Annotated in this window: 16 protein-coding genes; 5 read left to right on the top strand and 11 right to left on the bottom strand. The window is 67.2% G+C overall.

Annotated elements, in window-relative coordinates:
- Positions 1–28: 28 nt before the first annotated feature.
- Positions 29–445 (bottom strand): MGMT family protein, encoded by a 417-nt coding sequence (locus GUV69_RS00520; RefSeq protein ID WP_164198796.1) that lies wholly within the window; start codon positions 443–445, stop codon positions 29–31.
- Between the two features lie 63 nt (positions 446–508).
- Here GUV69_RS00520 and GUV69_RS00515 point away from each other — a divergent pair, with 63 nt between their 5' ends.
- From GUV69_RS00515 to GUV69_RS00500, 4 genes are all read left to right on the top strand, one after another.
- Positions 509–1,219: a 3'-5' exonuclease gene (locus GUV69_RS00515; RefSeq protein WP_164198795.1), complete on the top strand. Its 711-nt coding sequence runs from the start codon at positions 509–511 to the stop codon at positions 1,217–1,219.
- A 308-nt stretch (positions 1,220–1,527) separates the two neighbouring features.
- Positions 1,528–2,463 (top strand): ABC transporter substrate-binding protein, encoded by a 936-nt coding sequence (locus tag GUV69_RS00510; protein ID WP_164198794.1) that lies wholly within the window; start codon positions 1,528–1,530, stop codon positions 2,461–2,463.
- 17 nt (positions 2,464–2,480) lie between these two features.
- Positions 2,481–3,245, top strand: a complete 765-nt coding sequence (locus GUV69_RS00505) for an amino acid ABC transporter permease (RefSeq protein WP_164198793.1) — start codon at positions 2,481–2,483, stop codon at positions 3,243–3,245.
- The gene (locus tag GUV69_RS00500) at positions 3,242–3,979 is read left to right on the top strand and encodes an amino acid ABC transporter ATP-binding protein (protein WP_164198792.1); all 738 of its coding nucleotides are present in this window, start codon (positions 3,242–3,244) and stop codon (positions 3,977–3,979) included. The genes GUV69_RS00505 and GUV69_RS00500 overlap by 4 nt, the downstream gene beginning before the upstream one ends.
- Positions 3,980–4,094: 115 nt before the next feature.
- Here GUV69_RS00500 and hemL read toward each other — a convergent pair whose 3' ends face one another.
- The 10 genes from hemL to hemE all read right to left on the bottom strand — a co-directional run bounded on the left by hemL (position 4,095) and on the right by hemE (position 15,125).
- Positions 4,095–5,414, bottom strand: a complete 1,320-nt coding sequence (gene hemL / locus GUV69_RS00495) for a glutamate-1-semialdehyde 2,1-aminomutase (protein WP_164198791.1) — start codon at positions 5,412–5,414, stop codon at positions 4,095–4,097.
- 75 nt (positions 5,415–5,489) lie between these two features.
- Positions 5,490–6,608, bottom strand: coding sequence for an LLM class flavin-dependent oxidoreductase (locus tag GUV69_RS00490; protein WP_164198790.1), 1,119 nt, complete (start codon positions 6,606–6,608; stop codon positions 5,490–5,492).
- A 42-nt stretch (positions 6,609–6,650) separates the two neighbouring features.
- Entirely contained in the window at positions 6,651–7,631 is a 981-nt protein-coding gene (gene hemB / locus GUV69_RS00485) for a porphobilinogen synthase (protein ID WP_164198789.1), read from the bottom strand.
- Complete coding sequence (locus GUV69_RS00480; RefSeq protein ID WP_164198788.1) at positions 7,628–8,494, bottom strand: uroporphyrinogen-III synthase; 867 nt, start codon at positions 8,492–8,494, stop codon at positions 7,628–7,630. The genes hemB and GUV69_RS00480 overlap by 4 nt, the downstream gene beginning before the upstream one ends.
- A gap of 4 nt (positions 8,495–8,498) precedes the next feature.
- Positions 8,499–9,482, bottom strand: a complete 984-nt coding sequence (hemC, locus tag GUV69_RS00475) for a hydroxymethylbilane synthase (RefSeq protein WP_164198787.1) — start codon at positions 9,480–9,482, stop codon at positions 8,499–8,501.
- A complete protein-coding gene (locus tag GUV69_RS00470) occupies positions 9,479–10,744 on the bottom strand; it encodes a ferrochelatase (protein WP_164198786.1) in 1,266 nt (421 codons plus the stop codon). The genes hemC and GUV69_RS00470 overlap by 4 nt, the downstream gene beginning before the upstream one ends.
- The gene (gene hemQ / locus GUV69_RS00465; RefSeq protein ID WP_164198785.1) at positions 10,741–11,442 is read right to left on the bottom strand and encodes a hydrogen peroxide-dependent heme synthase; all 702 of its coding nucleotides are present in this window, start codon (positions 11,440–11,442) and stop codon (positions 10,741–10,743) included. The genes GUV69_RS00470 and hemQ overlap by 4 nt, the downstream gene beginning before the upstream one ends.
- A 119-nt stretch (positions 11,443–11,561) precedes the next feature.
- Positions 11,562–12,443 (bottom strand): hypothetical protein, encoded by an 882-nt coding sequence (locus tag GUV69_RS00460; RefSeq protein ID WP_208786562.1) that lies wholly within the window; start codon positions 12,441–12,443, stop codon positions 11,562–11,564.
- A 95-nt stretch (positions 12,444–12,538) separates the two neighbouring features.
- Positions 12,539–14,014: a protoporphyrinogen/coproporphyrinogen oxidase gene (locus GUV69_RS00455; RefSeq protein ID WP_244292578.1), complete on the bottom strand. Its 1,476-nt coding sequence runs from the start codon at positions 14,012–14,014 to the stop codon at positions 12,539–12,541.
- Positions 14,015–14,018: 4 nt separating this feature from the next.
- Positions 14,019–15,125, bottom strand: a complete 1,107-nt coding sequence (gene hemE, locus GUV69_RS00450; protein WP_164198783.1) for a uroporphyrinogen decarboxylase — start codon at positions 15,123–15,125, stop codon at positions 14,019–14,021.
- 158 nt (positions 15,126–15,283) lie between these two features.
- On the opposite strand from hemE, the gene GUV69_RS00445 reads away from it, so the two are divergent.
- Positions 15,284–16,612 carry a glutamyl-tRNA reductase gene (locus GUV69_RS00445; protein ID WP_164198782.1) on the top strand — a complete coding sequence of 443 codons (1,329 nt, stop codon included), beginning with the start codon at positions 15,284–15,286 and terminating at the stop codon, positions 16,610–16,612.
- Positions 16,613–16,648: the final 36 nt, after the last annotated feature.

The raw sequence follows: 16,648 nt of genomic DNA, 5'->3' as shown, positions 1-16,648 counted from the left end.
GCGGGATCAAGATCTAAAGCTGTTACGGTCACACAGACATTCCATCATCAGCCACTGACAATCGATGAAGGCGCAGCTCAAGGTGCTCGGCAATTGCATCAATCCGGTCGAAATCGTCATCAGTCGGCGACCAGCGCGCCGCCATGAGGTCAACCCGCCAGCGCCCTTCGCCTGTCCGAAGATACTCATCGGGATGGCCGAGGAGCGGCGTCCCCTCCTGCAGGTAGTGGCGGAGGGCTTCGGTTTCATGACCGTCGGGGGCGTGCCCGCTGGATTTCAGGACGCGCCACCAGGGTACGGAGCTGCCGTAATGGCTCATCACGCGGCCAACCTGCCGGGGACCGCCGGATCCCAGCAGCTCGGCCACATCGCCGTACGCGAGTGCGCTCCCGGGCGGAACCAGCTCAACCACCGCCAGCACCGCCTCGACGTACTCAATCCGCATGGATCCAGACTAGCCGCAGTGGCGCTGCCGGGTCCTGTCGGTGCCGGCCGGTAGCGTTGAAGCATGACCACTTGGAACACCCTCCCGCGCGCAGCCTTCGACCTCGAAACCACCGGACGCAATTCGCGGGCCGCACGGATCGTCACGGCGTCGGTGACGGTGGTGGACCACCAGGGCGACGTCATCAAGGAACACGAATGGCTTGCCGATCCGGGGGTTGAAATTCCCACCGAGGCCAGCGATGTGCACGGCATCACCACCGAACAGGCACAACGGGAGGGGCGCCCTGCCCACGAAGTAACCGGCGAGCTGGCAACCGTTCTGCAGGAACTGTTCGACGCCGGCGTTCCGGTCATCGCGTTTAATGCCAGTTACGACTTCACGGTCCTGGCCGCTGAATCGGCCCGGTACGGCGTCCGCCAGCTCACCCGGTTTCCGGTGCTGGACCCCTACATCATGAACAAGCAGGTAGACCGCTACCGCAAGGGCAAGCGCACCCTGACCGCGCTCTGCGAGGAATACGGCATCTCGCTGGACAACGCGCACACCTCCGCGGCCGATGCCTTGGCCACGCTCCGGATGCTGGACGCCATGGCCATCAAGTTCCCTAAGCTCAAGATGCCGGCCAGCCAGCTGCACGAGATGCAAAAGGACTGGGCAGTCAGCCAGGCGGCAGACTTCCAGAACTACCTGCGCAAGACCAAGCCGACAGCCGTCATTGAAGGCGAATGGCCCGTCCTTCCCCCGGAGGATGCCAGCCGCGGAGATTTTTAGGGAGAGCTAACTCACACGCACGCGCGGACTTCAACGGACCCTGCATCAGACCGCGCTATTCGATGTCATGGAAAACAGCCATTCACCTGACGTTCACACCGCTTCTCAGTACATCACTAATTCGGCCTGTAGCCGGATATTTCCTTGTGTTATTCGATAAAGACGGCGGAATCGCGGGAATGAGATAATTATGTTCTGCGGTATTCCCGCTCCCGGCCGGTCTGCATCCTGGGAGCAAGGCTCCAGGCGCTCCACGCGCAGCCTTTCGGCCCGGTTGAACTTATGACTCAGATGAAAGTGACTACCTCATGAAGACTAAAGCCATGAAGTGGCTGACCGGCGTTCCCGTTGCGCTGGCGCTGGCGGTATCGCTGGCCGCCTGCGGCACGGGCACCGCTGAGCCGAGCGGCACACCGACCGATGCACTCGCCGGCAGCGACCAGCAAACGCTGGACAGGTACACCACCGCCGACGTCACCCCGCTCGACCAGATCGATAAGACCAAGCTTGGCCTGAACACCGACGGCAAGCTCGAGGTTGGCACGCTCTCCGACGCGCCGCCGAACATCTTTATCGACCCCTCCGGCAAGTTCACCGGCTACGACAACGAGCTGCTTCGCGCCATTGCCGGCAAGCTGGGCCTCGAAGTTGAATTCGTCGCCACTGACTTCTCGGCGCTGCTTTCCCAGGTGCAGACCAAGCAGTTCGACGTCGGATCCTCCTCGATCTCCACAACGGACGCCCGCCGCGCAAACGTAGGCTTCACCAACGGCTATGACTTCGGCTTCATGGCTGTGGTTGCCAAGACCGACAGCGACGTCAAGGGGTTCAAGGACCTCAATGCTGACGTCCGCATCGGCGTTGTCCAGGGCACGGTCCAGGACGACTACGTCACGAACACCCTCAAGCTTGAGCCGGTCCGCTTCCCGGACTACGCCACCGTCTACGCGAACGTGCGCAACGGCCAGATCGACGCGTGGGTAGCCCCGTCGCAGCAGGCCACCGGCCAGGTCAAGGAAGGCGACGGCACCGTCATCGCCGAATCTGTGGTCAACACCCAGAACTTCACGGCTTACGCCGTGGCCAAGGACAACCAGCCGCTCATTGACGCGCTGAACTCGGGCCTGGACGCTGTTATTGCTGACGGCACCTGGTCCAAGCTGACCAAGGAGTGGTACCCGGACCGCGAGACCCCCGCCGACTGGAAGCCGGGCAGCAAGGCTGCTTCGGTTCCCCAGAGCTGATCCGGGCCTCATCCTCTATGGATCTCCTGGAGCAGCTTGGTGATACGTTCCTCAACTGGGAAGAAATGGCCAAGGTCATTCCCTCCCTTCTTCTGGTGGGCTTGCCTAACACCCTGATCCTGGCGGTGGCGTCAGGCGTCCTCGGTTCCCTGCTTGGCCTTCTACTGGCCCTCATGGGTATTTCGCGGAATCCGGCAGCCCGTTGGGCGGCGAGGATCTACACCGACCTGTTCCGGGGGCTTCCGGCCATTCTCGTGATCCTGGTGATCGGTATCGGGCTTAGTCCCATCGCCCGGGAACTCACCGGTTCACGTAACCCGTACCCGTTGGGCATCCTGGCGCTGACCCTGATCGCCGGCGCCTACATCGGTGAGATCTTCCGGTCCGGTATCCAGAGCGTGGAGAAAGGCCAGCTGGAGGCTTCCCGTGCCCTGGGCTTCAGCTACGGCAACTCGATGCGCCTGGTTGTGGTGCCGCAGGGCATCCGCCGCGTGCTTCCGGCACTGGTGAACCAGTTCATCTCGCTGCTGAAAGACTCATCGCTGGTCTTTATGCTGGGGCTGGCGTCGTCGGACCGCGAGATCTTCCGGATCGGAAATGACGCCATGGCCAACACCGGAAACCTCTCCCCCCTGGTGGCCGCGGGCATTTTGTACCTGATCCTGACCGTTCCGCTGACGCACTTCGTGAACTTCATCGATAACCGGCTCCGCACCGGCCGGCCGGAGAAGAAGGAACCGGACGAACTGGCAGCACCTATCGGCAAGGGAGCCCACGCATGACGGAATTTACCTCCGGCACCCTGACCGGCAAGAACCTGCACCTCTCGTTCGGGCACAACCATGTTCTCCGCGGCATCGACCTCCACGTGGAGAAGGGCACCACGGCTTCGGTCATCGGCCCCTCCGGCTCGGGGAAGTCGACGCTGCTGCGGGTCATGAACCGGCTGATCGAACCCGACCAGGGCGACATCCTGCTGGATGGCCGGTCCGTCCTCAAGGACAACCCGGACGAGCTGCGCCAGCGCATTGGCATGGTGTTCCAGCAGTTCAACCTCTTCCCGCACAAAACCGTGGTGGAGAACGTCAGCCTGGCCCTGCGCAAGCTCCGCAAGCTGCCCAGGGACCAGGCCCGGGCCGAAGCCCTGGAGCAGCTGGACCTGGTGGGACTCAAGCACAAGGCGGACGTGCGGCCGGCCAACCTTTCCGGTGGCCAGATGCAGCGCGTCGCGATCGCCCGCGCTTTGGCCATGAAACCGGAGGTGATGTTCTTCGATGAGGCCACCTCCGCACTGGACCCGGAACTGGTCAAGGGCGTCCTGGCGCTCATGACCGATCTCGCCAAGGGCGGCATGACCATGGTGGTGGTGACCCATGAAATGGGGTTCTCCCGCAACGTCTCCGATACCGTGACGTTTATGGACGCTGGCGTGGTGGTGGAATCGGGACCTCCCGAGAAAATCTTCAGCGCCCCCGAGACAGACCGCCTCAGGGGCTTCCTCTCGGACGTCCTCTAGGCTCCGCTACAGAAAATCCCCGGCTCCTGGACTTATCCCCCTCGCACGAGGCGGGGATCTGTCCGGGAGCCGGGGATTTCTGCTTTAGGCAGGCAGGGAATGCCCGACGGCGGCCCTAGGCTTGTGCGGCTGCGGCGGCTTTTGCGGCGGCCGGGAGTGCATCGAAGATCCGGTTCATGGCGGCGTCGTCGTGGGCAGCTGAGAGGAACCAGGCTTCGAAGACGGACGGCGGCAGGTACACGCCGGAGTCCAGCATGGAGTGGAAGAACGGCGCGTACCGGAAGGTTTCCTGGGCCTGCGCATCAGCGTAGTTGTGGACGCCGTTGGCAGAGGTACCGAAGGCAACGGAGAAGAGGTTCCCGGCGAACTGGATGGAGTGGTCCACCCCGGCCCCGTCAAGGGCTTCGGACAGGGCTGAGGACAGCTCCAGGGAGCGGGCGTCCACAAACGAGTAGATGTCGCGGGTGGCGTGCGTCAGGGTGGCAACGCCTGCGGCCATGGCCACGGGGTTACCGGAGAGCGTACCCGCCTGGTATACCGGGCCGAGGGGCGCCAGGTAGTCCATGACGTCGGCACGCCCGGCCAGGGCCGCCGTCGGCATTCCCCCGCCGATGACCTTGCCGAAGGTGAGCAGGTCCGGGGTCCACGGCTCGGCCGCGTCCGGCGCGCCGCCGGTCAGGCCCCAGTAGCCTGAGTAGCCGGTGCGGAAACCGGTCAGGACCTCATCAACGATCAGCAGGGCGCCGTGCTCGCGGGTGATGCGCGACAGACCCAGGTTGAAGCCCTCCCCCGGTGTCACTACACCCATGTTGGCCGGCGCAGCCTCGGTGATCACGGCGGCGATATTGGGTCCGTGGGCGGCGAACGCAGCCTCGACTGCAGCAAGGTCGTTGTACGGGAGGACCAGCGTTTCCGCGGCCGTGGCTTCGGTAACACCGGCCGAGCCCGGCAGCGCCAGGGTGGCAACTCCCGATCCGGCGGCGGCCAGCAGCCCGTCCAGGTGGCCGTGGTAGCAGCCGGCAAACTTGATGATGAGGTTTCGGCCGGTGAAGCCGCGGGCCAGGCGGACCGCCGTCATGGTGGCCTCGGTGCCGGTGGACACCATCCGCACGCGCTCGGCCGCAGGCACGCGCTCCTGCACGATGGCGGCGAGGTTGGCCTCGTCAGGGGTGGATGCGCCAAAGGACAGGCCGCGGTCCACGGCTGCGTGAACGGCCTCGAGGACGGCCGGGTGGGCGTGACCCAGGAGCGCGGGCCCCCAGGAGCAGACCAGGTCAACATACTCGGTGCCGTCGGCGTCCGTCAGGTACGGTCCCTTGGCGGAAACCATAAACCGCGGCGTCCCTCCTACCGATCCGAAAGCCCGGACGGGCGAATTGACGCCTCCGGGCATCAGGGTCTGGGCACGGGCAAAGAGGGCATCGGAACGAGTCATGCCCCTATTGTCCCATCCCGGCAGTGCCCGCCGGAGCCCACGCCACGCGCGGGCCCCGGCTGCTTCCAGGTGGCGTCAGCGGCGTGCGGGCATGTCCGCCAGCTTGTCCGCGACGATAGGTGCCACCTTCGAACCAAACAGTTCGATCGAGCGCATCATCTGTTCGTGCGGCAGGGTGCCGCTGCTGTATTTCATCTCGAAACGGTCCGCGCCGAGTGTGGCCTTCAGCCGGACCACCTTCGCGGCCACGGTGTCCGGCGAACCGATAAACAGGGCGCCGTCTTCATCCGCAGCGGCTTCGAACTCCCCGCGCCCGGCCGGGCCCCAGCCGCGCTCCGCCCCCAGTTTGTTTCGCACGGCGAGCCAGTGCGGGTAGTACTCCTCAAGGGCCTGCTCGTCGGTCTCGGCCACATATCCCGGCGAGTGCACGGACAGTGCCTGCGGTTCCTTGCCTGCCTCGGCAAGGGTCCGCCGGAATAGGTCGGCATACGGGCGGAAGCGCTCCGGTTCGCCGCCGATGATCGCCAGGACCATCGGGTAGCCGTAGGAAGCGGTGCGGACCACGGACTGCGGCGAGCCACCTACACCGATCCAGGTGGGCAGCAGCCGGCCTTCCACGTGCGGGTAGACCATCTGGCCGCGGAGGCTTGCGCGGGTCCGGCCGTCCCAGTTGACCGGGTTCTGGGAGCGCACCTGGTCGTACAGCGCCAGCTTCTCCTCAAACAGGATGTCGTAGTCCGCGAGGTCCTGGCCGAACAGCGGGAAGGACTCCGTGAACGAGCCCCGGCCCAGGATCACTTCCGCGCGCCCGTTGGAGACGGCGTCGAGCGTGGCAAACCGCTGGAAGACACGGATGGGGTCATCGGAGCTGAGGACGGTGACGGCGCTTCCAAGGCGGATGTTTTCCGTCGCCGTGGCGATGGCAGCCAGCACCACGTCCGGCGCGCTGACGGCGAAGTCCTTGCGGTGGTGCTCACCGACGCCGAAGGAGTGGAGACCGACGGCGTCCGCCACCTTGGCCTGTTCCACCACCTGGCGCAGCACCCGGGCGTGGTGCTTGGGTTCGCCGTCGGCATCGAGGTCGACGTCGCCGAACGTGCTGACGCCCAGCAGGATGGTGTCAGCCGGGACGGGCGCGGTGGGGTCGGCCGGGGTTGAAGGAGTGGTTCCGGAATGCTCGCTATTTTCATGCATACGCATACAAACGACCCACGCTCCGAGAACATTCCCAACCAGTCATGATTCCTTGAGCCAACCCGCAAGTTCGGTGGCCCAGTAGGTCAGCACGGTGTTGGCACCCGCGCGCTTGATGCTCAGGACAGATTCCGTGATGGCACCGCGCCGGTCGATCCAGCCGTTCGCAGCGGCAGCCTCGATCATCGCGTACTCACCCGAGACCTGGTAGGCGGAGACGGGCACGGGGCTCATCGCGGCGACGTCGGCCAGGATGTCCAAATAGCTCATGGCCGGTTTGACCATCACCATGTCGGCGCCTTCTTCTAGGTCCAGTTCCACCTCAAGGATGGCTTCACGGCGGTTGGCAGCATCCATCTGATAGGTGCGCCGGTCCCCCGTGAGCTGCGAGTCAACGGCTTCACGGAACGGGCCGTAGAAAGGCGAAGCGTACTTGGCCGCGTAGGCCAGGATGGCGGTGTTCTTGTTGCCGGAGTCCTCGAGGGCCTGGCGGATAACGGCCACTTGGCCGTCCATCATGCCCGACGGGCCCACAACGTGGGCGCCGGCCTCCGCCTGGGCCACAGCCATCTGGCCATAAATTTCCAGGGTGGCGTCATTGTCCACATAGCCGTCGGCGTCCAGGACACCGCAATGGCCGTGGTCAGTGAACTCGTCCAGGCACAGGTCCCCCATGATGACCAGGTCATCGCCCACTTCGGCGCGGACGTCGCGGATGCCCTTGTTGAGGACTCCGTCCGGGGCAAGGGAGGCGGTGCCGCGGGCGTCCCGTTCCGCGGGTACACCGAAGATCATGATTCCTCCCACGCCCAGCTCTACGGCTTCCGCGGCGGCGCGCTTGAGTGACCCGGTGGTGTGCTGCACCACGCCTGGCATGGAGGTAATGGGGGCGGGCTCGCCGATGCCTTCGCGGATGAAGACAGGCAGGATCAGATCCGCCGGAGCCAGGCGGTACTCGGCGGTGAGCCGGCGCATGGCGGGCGTGGTGCGGAGGCGGCGCGGGCGGTGACTCGGAAAACTCATCGGATGTTCCCTTCGTTGGCGAATACTGTGCCCAGGGCGGCCACTATGCCGTCCGGGGTGGGTACTTTGGCGGTGGCGGCCACCGGAATACCGAGCGTGGCAGCTTCTGCCGCCGTCGGTCGCCCGATGGCGATGAAGCGGCACCTGCCCAGCGGGAGCAGGGCCGCGGCGATGCGGCGTGCGGCGCTGGGCGATGCGGCCACGACGGCGTCGATGGTCCCGGCGTCGAGCTCTCCCCTGGCCTGCAGCGGGCTCAATTCCTCAACCGTTGCGTGCCTGGAACGGTCGACGGCGGCAGGTAGTTCCGCCTGCAGGCGGAATCCCGGCCGCGCCGGGAAATCCACTGTGTGGTACGCCACCACGGAGGTCACTTCGGCCCCCTTGGCCGCAAGGCCCTCGCGTAGGCCAGGCGCAGCGATGTCCGCCTGCGGCAGCAGCACGCGCCCGGAGCCTGCCGCCCAGAGGCCCACGAGCCCTTCGGCGGACTGGTTGTCCACCGGCGCCAGCGCCACGGGAATGCCCGATGCTTCCAGGACCTGCCGGGAGGACGGCCCGATGGTGGCCACCCGCGTTCCGGCCGGGATCAAGCCAGCCGGCGTTGTCCCGCGCCCGGCAGCCTTTTCCACGAGCACGCGCACCGTGGTGATGCTGCTGACCACAAGCCAGTCGAAGCCGCCGGCAGCGAGGGCGTCCAGGGCGCCATCCAGCGCTGCCTGGTCCGTTGCCCGTTCGAAGTCGATAAGCGGCAGGACCAGAGGCTCGGCCCCAAGGCCGCTAAGCAGCGAGGCCAGCGGCCGGGCACGGTCGGCGCTCCGGGTGATCAGGACACGCCTGCCGCCCAGGACGCCTGCCTGTGCGCCCACGTCCTCAGGAGGCAGCAAGGTCCGCGATCTCCGCGGCACCGGCGGCCAGCAGAAGCTCAGCCACTTCGATGCCGAGCAGGGTGGCACCGACCTCAGTCAGCCCGTCCGTCGCCTTCTTTTCGCGAACCGTGCGGCTGCCGTCGACGGCGCACACCGCTGCCTCGAGGTACAGCATGCTGCCCTTTCGGAAGGCGAAGGCCCCTACGGGAGCAGCGCAGCCTGCCTCAAGGCGGGCCAGCACGGCACGCTCGGCGGTCACGGCGAGGCGGGTGTCCTCATCGTCCAGTGCGGCCAGCGCCTGGGCCAGGACCCCTTGGGAGCCTTCGGTTGAGGCGGCCCGGCGCGGCGCGTCAGCCGTCCGGCATTCAATAGCCAGTGAGCCTTGTCCGGGTGCCGGAAGCATGACGTCCATCTCGAAGAATTCGCTCACGGTATCCAGGCGCCCGATGCGTTCCAGGCCGGCTGCCGCCAGGACAACGGCGTCGAGGTCGCCGCGCGCGTCTGCAGCGTTGCCGGGCAGGCCCGGGACGCGGCCAAGGCGGGTGTCCACATTGCCGCGGATGTCCTGCACGTCAAGGTCCGGGCGGGCTGCGCGCAGCTGCGCGGCACGGCGCGGCGAGCCGGTGCCCACCTTGGCGCCATGCGGAAGGTCTGCCAGCTTCAGGCCGTCCCGTGAGCACAGCACGTCCCGGACGTCCACGCGCTTGGGCGTCGCTGCGATGGTCAGGCCGAGCGCCGCACCGGTGGGCAGGTCCTTGAGCGAGTGCACGGCGACATCGCAGGTTTCCTGCAGCAGGGCATCGCGCAGGGCGGCCACAAACACGCCGGTGCCGCCCATCTGGGAGAGTGATCCGGTCTTGACGTCACCCTCGGTGGTGATGTGAACCAGCTCCACCGGGAAGCCGCCCACGGCAGCCAGCTGGTCAGCGGTCTGCTGGGTCTGGGTCAGGGCAAGTTTGCTCGCCCGGGTTCCGATCCGGACGGTCACAGGACGCCTTCTCCCGCGGCCGCTCCCGCGCCGCCTGCCGGGTACCCGTCATGGCCTGTGCCAACGGTGGTGTCGGCTCCGGCGATGGTTGGCTTCTCGCCACGGAAATTAGCACAGCAGCCGGGCCGGCAGACGTCGTACCACGGGCCCAGCCCTGTGAGGGCGGGCCTGTCGCTGATGTTGTTGGCACGCGTGCGTTCGGAGATAAGGTCCACGAGTCCGGTCACGAACTTCCGGTGGGTACCGGGGGTGGGAACGCGCGTGGCGGCCAGGCCCAGGTTGCGGCAGGTCTCCAGGGCTTCGGTATCCAGGTCCCACACAACTTCCATGTGGTCGCTGACAAACCCCAGCGGGACGATGACAATGCCCTTGACACCCTGGCCCGCCAGCTCCTCGATGGCGTCGTTGATGTCCGGTTCCAGCCACGGCACGTGCGGAGCACCCGAGCGGGACTGGTAGACCAGCGACCACGGAGCGGTCAGGCCGGATTCGGCCTTGACCCTTTCAATGACCTTGGCACCGGTGGCCAGGTGCTGCGCAACGTACGCGGACCCTTCCTCGAATTCGCGCGGTTCGCCCTCGGACCGGCCGGCTGCCTCGGCGTCCCGGGTGGGGATGGAGTGCGTGGCAAACAGGATGTGCACCGGGGCGTCGGGGGTGCCGGCGGCGGCGAGTTGCTTCTGCACATCGGCCAGGCCGGCGGCCGTACCTTCGATGAACGGCTCAACAAAGCCCGGGTGGTCGAAGTACTGGCGGACCTTGTCCACCTCAAGCCGGCCGTCCAGGCCGCTCTCAGTGAGCGCAACGCCGATGTCCTCGCGGTACTGGCGGCAGCTGGAGTAACAGGAGTAGGCACTGGTGGTGACCATCAGCAGCCGGCGGTGGCCGGCGTCGTACGCGTCCTGCAGTGTCTGCGGGATGTAGGGGTCCCAGTTGCGGTTGCCCCAGAGCACGGGGAGTTCGATCCCGCGTGCGGCGAGCTCTGCTTCGAGGGCGGCCTTGAGCTGGCGGTTCTGCTCGTTGATGGGGCTGATGCCGCCGTTGGCGCGGTAGTGGTGCGATACCTCTTCGAGCCGCTCATCGGGGATGCCGCGGCCACGGGTGACGTTGCGAAGGAACGGCAGGACGTCGTCCTGGCCTTCGGGGCCGCCGAAGGAGGCGAGCAGCACGGCGTCGTAGTCCTTGGGCGCCATCCGCCCGGCCTCAGTGACCGGGTTGACCGCGGTGGTTGTCGGGCCCGCCTGGGGATCAGCCTGTGTCATGCGAGGACCTCTGCAACCTCGGACGCCGTGATGCGCCGGCCGGTGTAGAACGGGATTTCCTCCCGGACGTGGTGCCGGGCCTCTGTGGAACGCAGGTGCCGCATGAGGTCAACCAGGTCTACGAGCTCGGGAGCCTCCAGACCGAGGATCCATTCCCAGTCGCCCAGGGCGAAGCTGGACACCGTGTTGGAGATGACCTGCGGGAAGTCCCGGCCCAGCATGCCGTGATCGCGCAGCATCTTGCCGCGTTCGGCATCGGGCAGGAGGTACCACTCGTAAGAGCGCACGAACGGGTATACACACAGCCATTCAGCCGGTTCCACACCGCGGGAATAGGCAGGGGTGTGATTCTTGGCGAATTCGGCCTCGCGGTGCACGCCCATGGCCGACCAGACAATTTCGGTCCCGGCGAAGAGCTTGCTGCGGCGGATGTCGCGGATGGCCTGCTGGAGGGCTTCGGGCTTGGGGCCGTGGAGCCACACCATGACGTCGGCATCGGCGCGCATGGCGGAGACGTCGTAGCTGCCGCGGTGGGTCACGCCGGCGTCGGCCAGACGGGACAGCAGGGCGTCAAAGTCGGCGGCAGCGTCAGCGCTGCGCACCATGTCCTCGGAGCGCTTGAACACGGTCCAGAGGGTGAAGAACTGCGTGGCTGATTCTTCGGTTTTAGTGACAGATTCGGCAGAAGTGTGGCTCATGGTTACCAGTTTGCCCGTTCCCCACCCTCAAGTCGAAACCGGGCACTTCTACAAGACGTAGAAGTGCCCAATTTCACAAGTTGTATTTACCGGACCCCCAATACAGACCCGGTAATAAGTCAGAAGTTGCGGATCCTGGTGAAGAGCAGCCCGGCGGCACCGGCCGAACCCACCAGCCCCACACCAAGCCATACCTTGGCGGTCTCAGCGGCCGGTTCAGGTGCCGGGATCATCTTGTGCCGGGCCGCGGGAGCTCCGGCGGCCGTTGGCTGTCCGGCCGCCTGGTCAGAGCCCGTGGCCGCGGACGTTTCGTCCGCGGTGGCGGCCGGGGCCTGGCTGCTCCCGGACAGGCGGGATCCTTCGCCGCCGGCCTGCTTTTCCGTTCCCGGCGCGGCAGGACCGCCGTCGCTCTCTGTCCTGTCGCTTCCTGTCCCGTCGCCCTCGGTTTCCTCGCCCCCGGTCCCGTCGCCGGGCGCCCGGCCGGTGCCGGCGTCCGGCGCTGCGGGCGCCGCGGTAGAGGCACCTGCGGCCGGCGCGGCGGTTTCCTGGCCGGGCGTTGCCGGCGCTCCTGTGCCCGGGGCCGAGGGGGCAGGAACAGCCCGAGCGGGCGCCGAAGTGGGGGCAGCCGACGTCGGCGCAACAGGTGCGGGAGTCGGCGACGCGGTCTCCGGAGGCGCTGGCTGGGCGGTGCGTACCGGGGAGGGGCGGGCGGCGGGACTGGTGGGGACCGGCGAGGGCGCGTCTTCGCCCGGTTTCGGCCGGCCGGCCGAACCGCCCAGCAGGCCCTTCAGCACGCCGTCGATTACGGTACCGTCCTTGGGTCCCTTGGCGTGGGCCGGCCTTCCGGGATCACTTCGGCCTTCGGCCGCTTGGGACGCTGGGATTCCAGCAGAAAAGACCAGTACCGCTCCGAGGGCGGCAGTTGCCGCGCCACGCCGGAGTCCCCCATGGATACTGGTCCTGGAACGGGAAGGTTCGGACCTGAAAATAACCATAGTCATCGACCCTAGCCACATGTCCGGAAGGACCTGAAACCGGAAATATGGCTCCCCGAGGGCGGCCGGCAGACTGATATTCCGTTGAACAGGGGCGATGATCAGCTGAGCAGGCTGCGGACTTCTTTCCGTGTGTCGAACACAACAGCGGCCAGCCCGTTGCCGGCAACCCACCCGCCTACAACGCATAGCCCGTTCTCGGCCGCGCACACTTCGCGTATCCCGGCCACCCGGGCCTTGTGGCCCACAGCCGCGAACGGCAGCGCACCCTGCCACCTGACCACATCCCAGCCGACGACGTCCCTTTCCTGCACCGGCACGTCAAGCAACGCGGACGCATCGCGGAGGGCTGCTGCAAGGAGTTCAGAATCGGAGGCCGGGGCATTGGCGCCCCCACTGCCCTCGGCGCCACTGCCCTCGGCGCCACTGCCCTCGGCGCCACTGCCCTCCAGGCGGCCGTACGACAGGCGCAGCACATGGGTTCCCGGCCCCGCAGCAGCCGCCAGCCAGTCCCACTTTGCGGTGGCGTGCGTCAATGCCTTTGCCTGGATTCCTGGCGTCTGGGGTGCCACGAGGACCCCGGTGCCCCGGGGCCTGCGGTCCAGTTCAGGGAGATCAACCACCAGCGTGACAAGCCGGACGTCGGGACCGTGGCCGGGACTTCTGCCAGCGAGCGCCGGAACCGCCTCCTGCAGCAACCCCACGGCGTCCGGGCCCGGCAGCGCAACGACCAGCAGGCCGCCGTCGTACGTTGCCTCGCCTGCGGTGACGCGCCAGCCATCTGCGGTCCGTTCCACGGCGCGCGCAGGGACACCGGTCAGCAGCGTGACGCCGCGTTCCCGGAGATCGTTGAGGAGGGCCGTCACCAGGGTGTGCATGCCGTCTTCAAGACCGGCGACGGCGGAACCCGCCTTCGCGACGGAAGGCCCGCTGGCCCCGCGGCGCTGGGCAGCCACAGCGGCCGCCAGCGAACCGTGCGTGCGGATCCCGGCGCGGAGGCCGGGGGCCACCATGTCCACGTCAAGAAGGCCGGGGTCTGCGGAGTGCACCCCGCCCACCACCGGTGCCACCAGCCGCTCCAGCACCCGGCGGCCCATCCGCGCCCGCACCAGCGCCGAGACGCTCGTGACGTCCGCGGCCGCTCCCACCCGGGCCGGCAGGTACCTGTCCAACGATGCCCGCAGGGAACCGACAAAACCCAGGGAACGCCGGACCTCCGGGTCCCACGGGTTGGCGGGGATGCCCAGGACACCCGTCTTGGGCAGTTCCCTCGGCCCCTCCGGAAGCTGCACCCAGGCTCCGCCGGGGCGCGGCGGAACGATCTTGCCGGCGAGCCCAAGTTCAGCGGCAAGCTCAGCCACTGCCGGGGAGCGCGTGGCGAAGGACTCCGCTCCGCTGTCCAGCGTGAGGCCGGCCACCACGTGGCTTCCCACACAGCCGCCCCAGGTGCCGCTGGCTTCCAGGACGGTCACGGCGTGCCCGGCCGTGGCCAGTTCCCGCGCTGCCAGCAGGCCGGAGATTCCGCCGCCCAGGACCACGGCCGGCTTCAGGACGGCCGGGTTCAAGGAGCTGCCCACGGGACTACTCCGGGGAGATGGAGTGGATGAGCTCAACAACCCTGGTCAGGACGCTGGCGTCGGTTTCGGGCGGCACCCCGTGGCCAAGGTTCAGCACGTGCCCGGGCGCAGCAGAGCCTGCCCTGATGACCTCACGCACATGAGCCTCCAGGACCTCCCACGGCGCGGACAGCAGTGCCGGGTCGATGTTGCCCTGCAGCGGCACCGTTCCGCCCAGCCGGCGGTTCGCTTCGTCCAGCGGCAGGCGGTAATCAACACCCACCACGTCCACGCCGACGTCGCGCATGGCAACCAGGAGTTCGGACGTGCCCGTGCCGAAGTGGATCAACGGCGCACCCAGATGACGGACGTGGTCCAAGGCCCGGGCCGAAGCCGGTGCGACGTACTTGGTGTAGTCGGCGAGGCCCAGCGACCCTGCCCAGGAATCAAACAGCTGCCCGGCCGAGGCGCCTGCTTCAAGCTGTGCACGGAGGAACAGGCCGGAGGCGTCCGCAGCCCAGTTGGCCAGCGCGGCCCAAGTTTCCGGGTCCGCGTGCATCATGGTTCGCGGGCCCAGGTGGTCACGGGAAGGCTTGCCCTCCACCATGTACGCCGCGAGCGTGAACGGCGCGCCGGCGAAGCCGATCAGCGGTGTCTTGCCCAGTTCGGCCACCGTGAGGCGGACGGCTTCGCGGATCGGCTCCAGCGCCTCCCACGTCAGTTGCGGCAGCGCCGCCACGTCCGCTGCAGTGCGGACCGGTTTGTCCAGAACCGGTCCCACGCCGGGAACGATGTCCACGCCGATGCCCGCGAGCTTCAACGGGATCACAATGTCGGAGAAGAAGATGGCCGCGTCAACGTCGTGGCGGCGGACAGGCTGCAGGGTAATCTCGGATGCCAGTTCCGGCCGCAGGCACGAGTCCAGCATGGCCACGCCTTCGCGGACCTTCAGATATTCGGGCAGCGAGCGCCCGGCCTGCCGCATGAACCACACCGGCCGACGCGACGGCTTGCCGCCACGGTAGGCGGTGATCAGCGGGGAATCGGCGGTGCGGCCGTCCATCAGCGGATGGCTGGCGGCAAGGGCGCCATCGTGAGTCAGGGCATGAGGCGCGGCTGGGCTGGAAGTCATGCCTTCGATTGTGCCCAAAGTCGGCCCCAAAAGATAACGACAGCCTGTCACGTGGAACGGTTTTCGGGCAGGCGTGGCAGGAATCACGGCCGTTCCGCAGCCACGCTCGCGCCCCGGGTTGTTCTACCGGGCAACGAAAAAGCTATGATTGGTCTGCTGTGGTTCTTTTTTCATTGGTGGCTACACACGCCGACATCGATCTTGAGACCGTTGCTCAACTGAGCAGCGGTGCTTCGGGGATCGCTACGTCCGCACTCTCCGGATCGCCGGCAGTGAAGGGCGCGATAGTGCTTGCCACCTGCAACCGCTACGAAATCTACGGCGAGGCCCCCCATGCAGACGACGTTGAGGCGGCCCGGGCCGCCCTGGTCGCCGAGATCAGCGGCCTGAGCGGCCTCAATGAACAGCTCGTCTCCCGCGCCTTCAGCACGCGCACCGGCCCGGAAGTCAGCCAGCACCTCTTCACCGTAAGCGCAGGACTGGATTCAGCCGTCGTGGGCGAACGCGAAATTGCCGGCCAGGTCCGCCGGGCCCTGATCACCGCCCAGCATGAAGGGACGGCCAGTTCCGGCCTTGTCCGGCTGTTCCAGGCAGCATCCAAAACGGCCAAGGATGTCGGTGCACAAACCGCCCTCGGCTCGCGCGGGCTCTCCATCGTCTCGGTCGCCCTCGACCTGGCGACCGATCTTTCCGAAAGTCCTGACTGGTCAACCAAGAAGGTTGTCCTGTTCGGAACCGGCGCCTACGCGGGGGCCACCATGGCTTTGCTCCGTGAACGGGGCTGCACGGACATCTCAGTCTTTTCGTCATCGGGCCGGGCCGAAGCATTCGTCGCCACCCGCGGAGGAACGGCCCTGGACGCCGAGTCCCTGCCCGTGGCGGTAGCCGCGGCGGATGTCATGATCGGCTGCAGCGGCTCGGACAACCGGGTGGAGGCCGATGAACTGCGGCAGGTCCGCGCATTGTCCACGCAGCCGCTGATCGCAATCGACCTCGCCCTCACCCACGACTTTGACCCGGAAGTGGGCCAGCTCGACGGCGTTGAGCTGCTCACGCTCGAATCCGTGCGTTTGGCGGCTCCGCAGGAACAGGCCGAGTCCTTGAACCAGGCCAGCGGGATTGTGTCCGGCGCCGCCAAGGCCTTCGAGCAGGAACGTGAAGCCCGGTCTGTGGACTCCGCCATCGTTGCCCTCCGCCGGCACACCATGAACGTCCTTGACGCAGAGATGGAGCGGGTCCGTGCCCGCCACGGCTGCACCGCGGCTGCCGAGGAAGTGGAGTTCGCGCTCCGCCGGATGGTCAAGCAGCTGCTGCACGTTCCCACGGTCCGTGCCCGCGAGCTGGCAGCGAACGGCCAGCAGGACGACTACGTGTCGGCACTTGAAACCCTGTACGGCATCACCGTGGAGCAGCCCGCCGCTGCGGCCCAGGCTGAATGCCCGGCAGATCATGGGGTCGCGGACCACCGCGGCACCGCCACCGCCTAACCCCCGCCCCCAGAACCCCCGCCCCCCGGGACGCTC

It is taken from the genome of [Micrococcus luteus] ATCC 49442 (assembly GCF_010367585.1).
GTDB lineage: Bacteria > Actinomycetota > Actinomycetes > Actinomycetales > Micrococcaceae > Arthrobacter > Arthrobacter luteus_A.
This window is presented reverse-complemented; position numbering and strand designations above follow the sequence as displayed.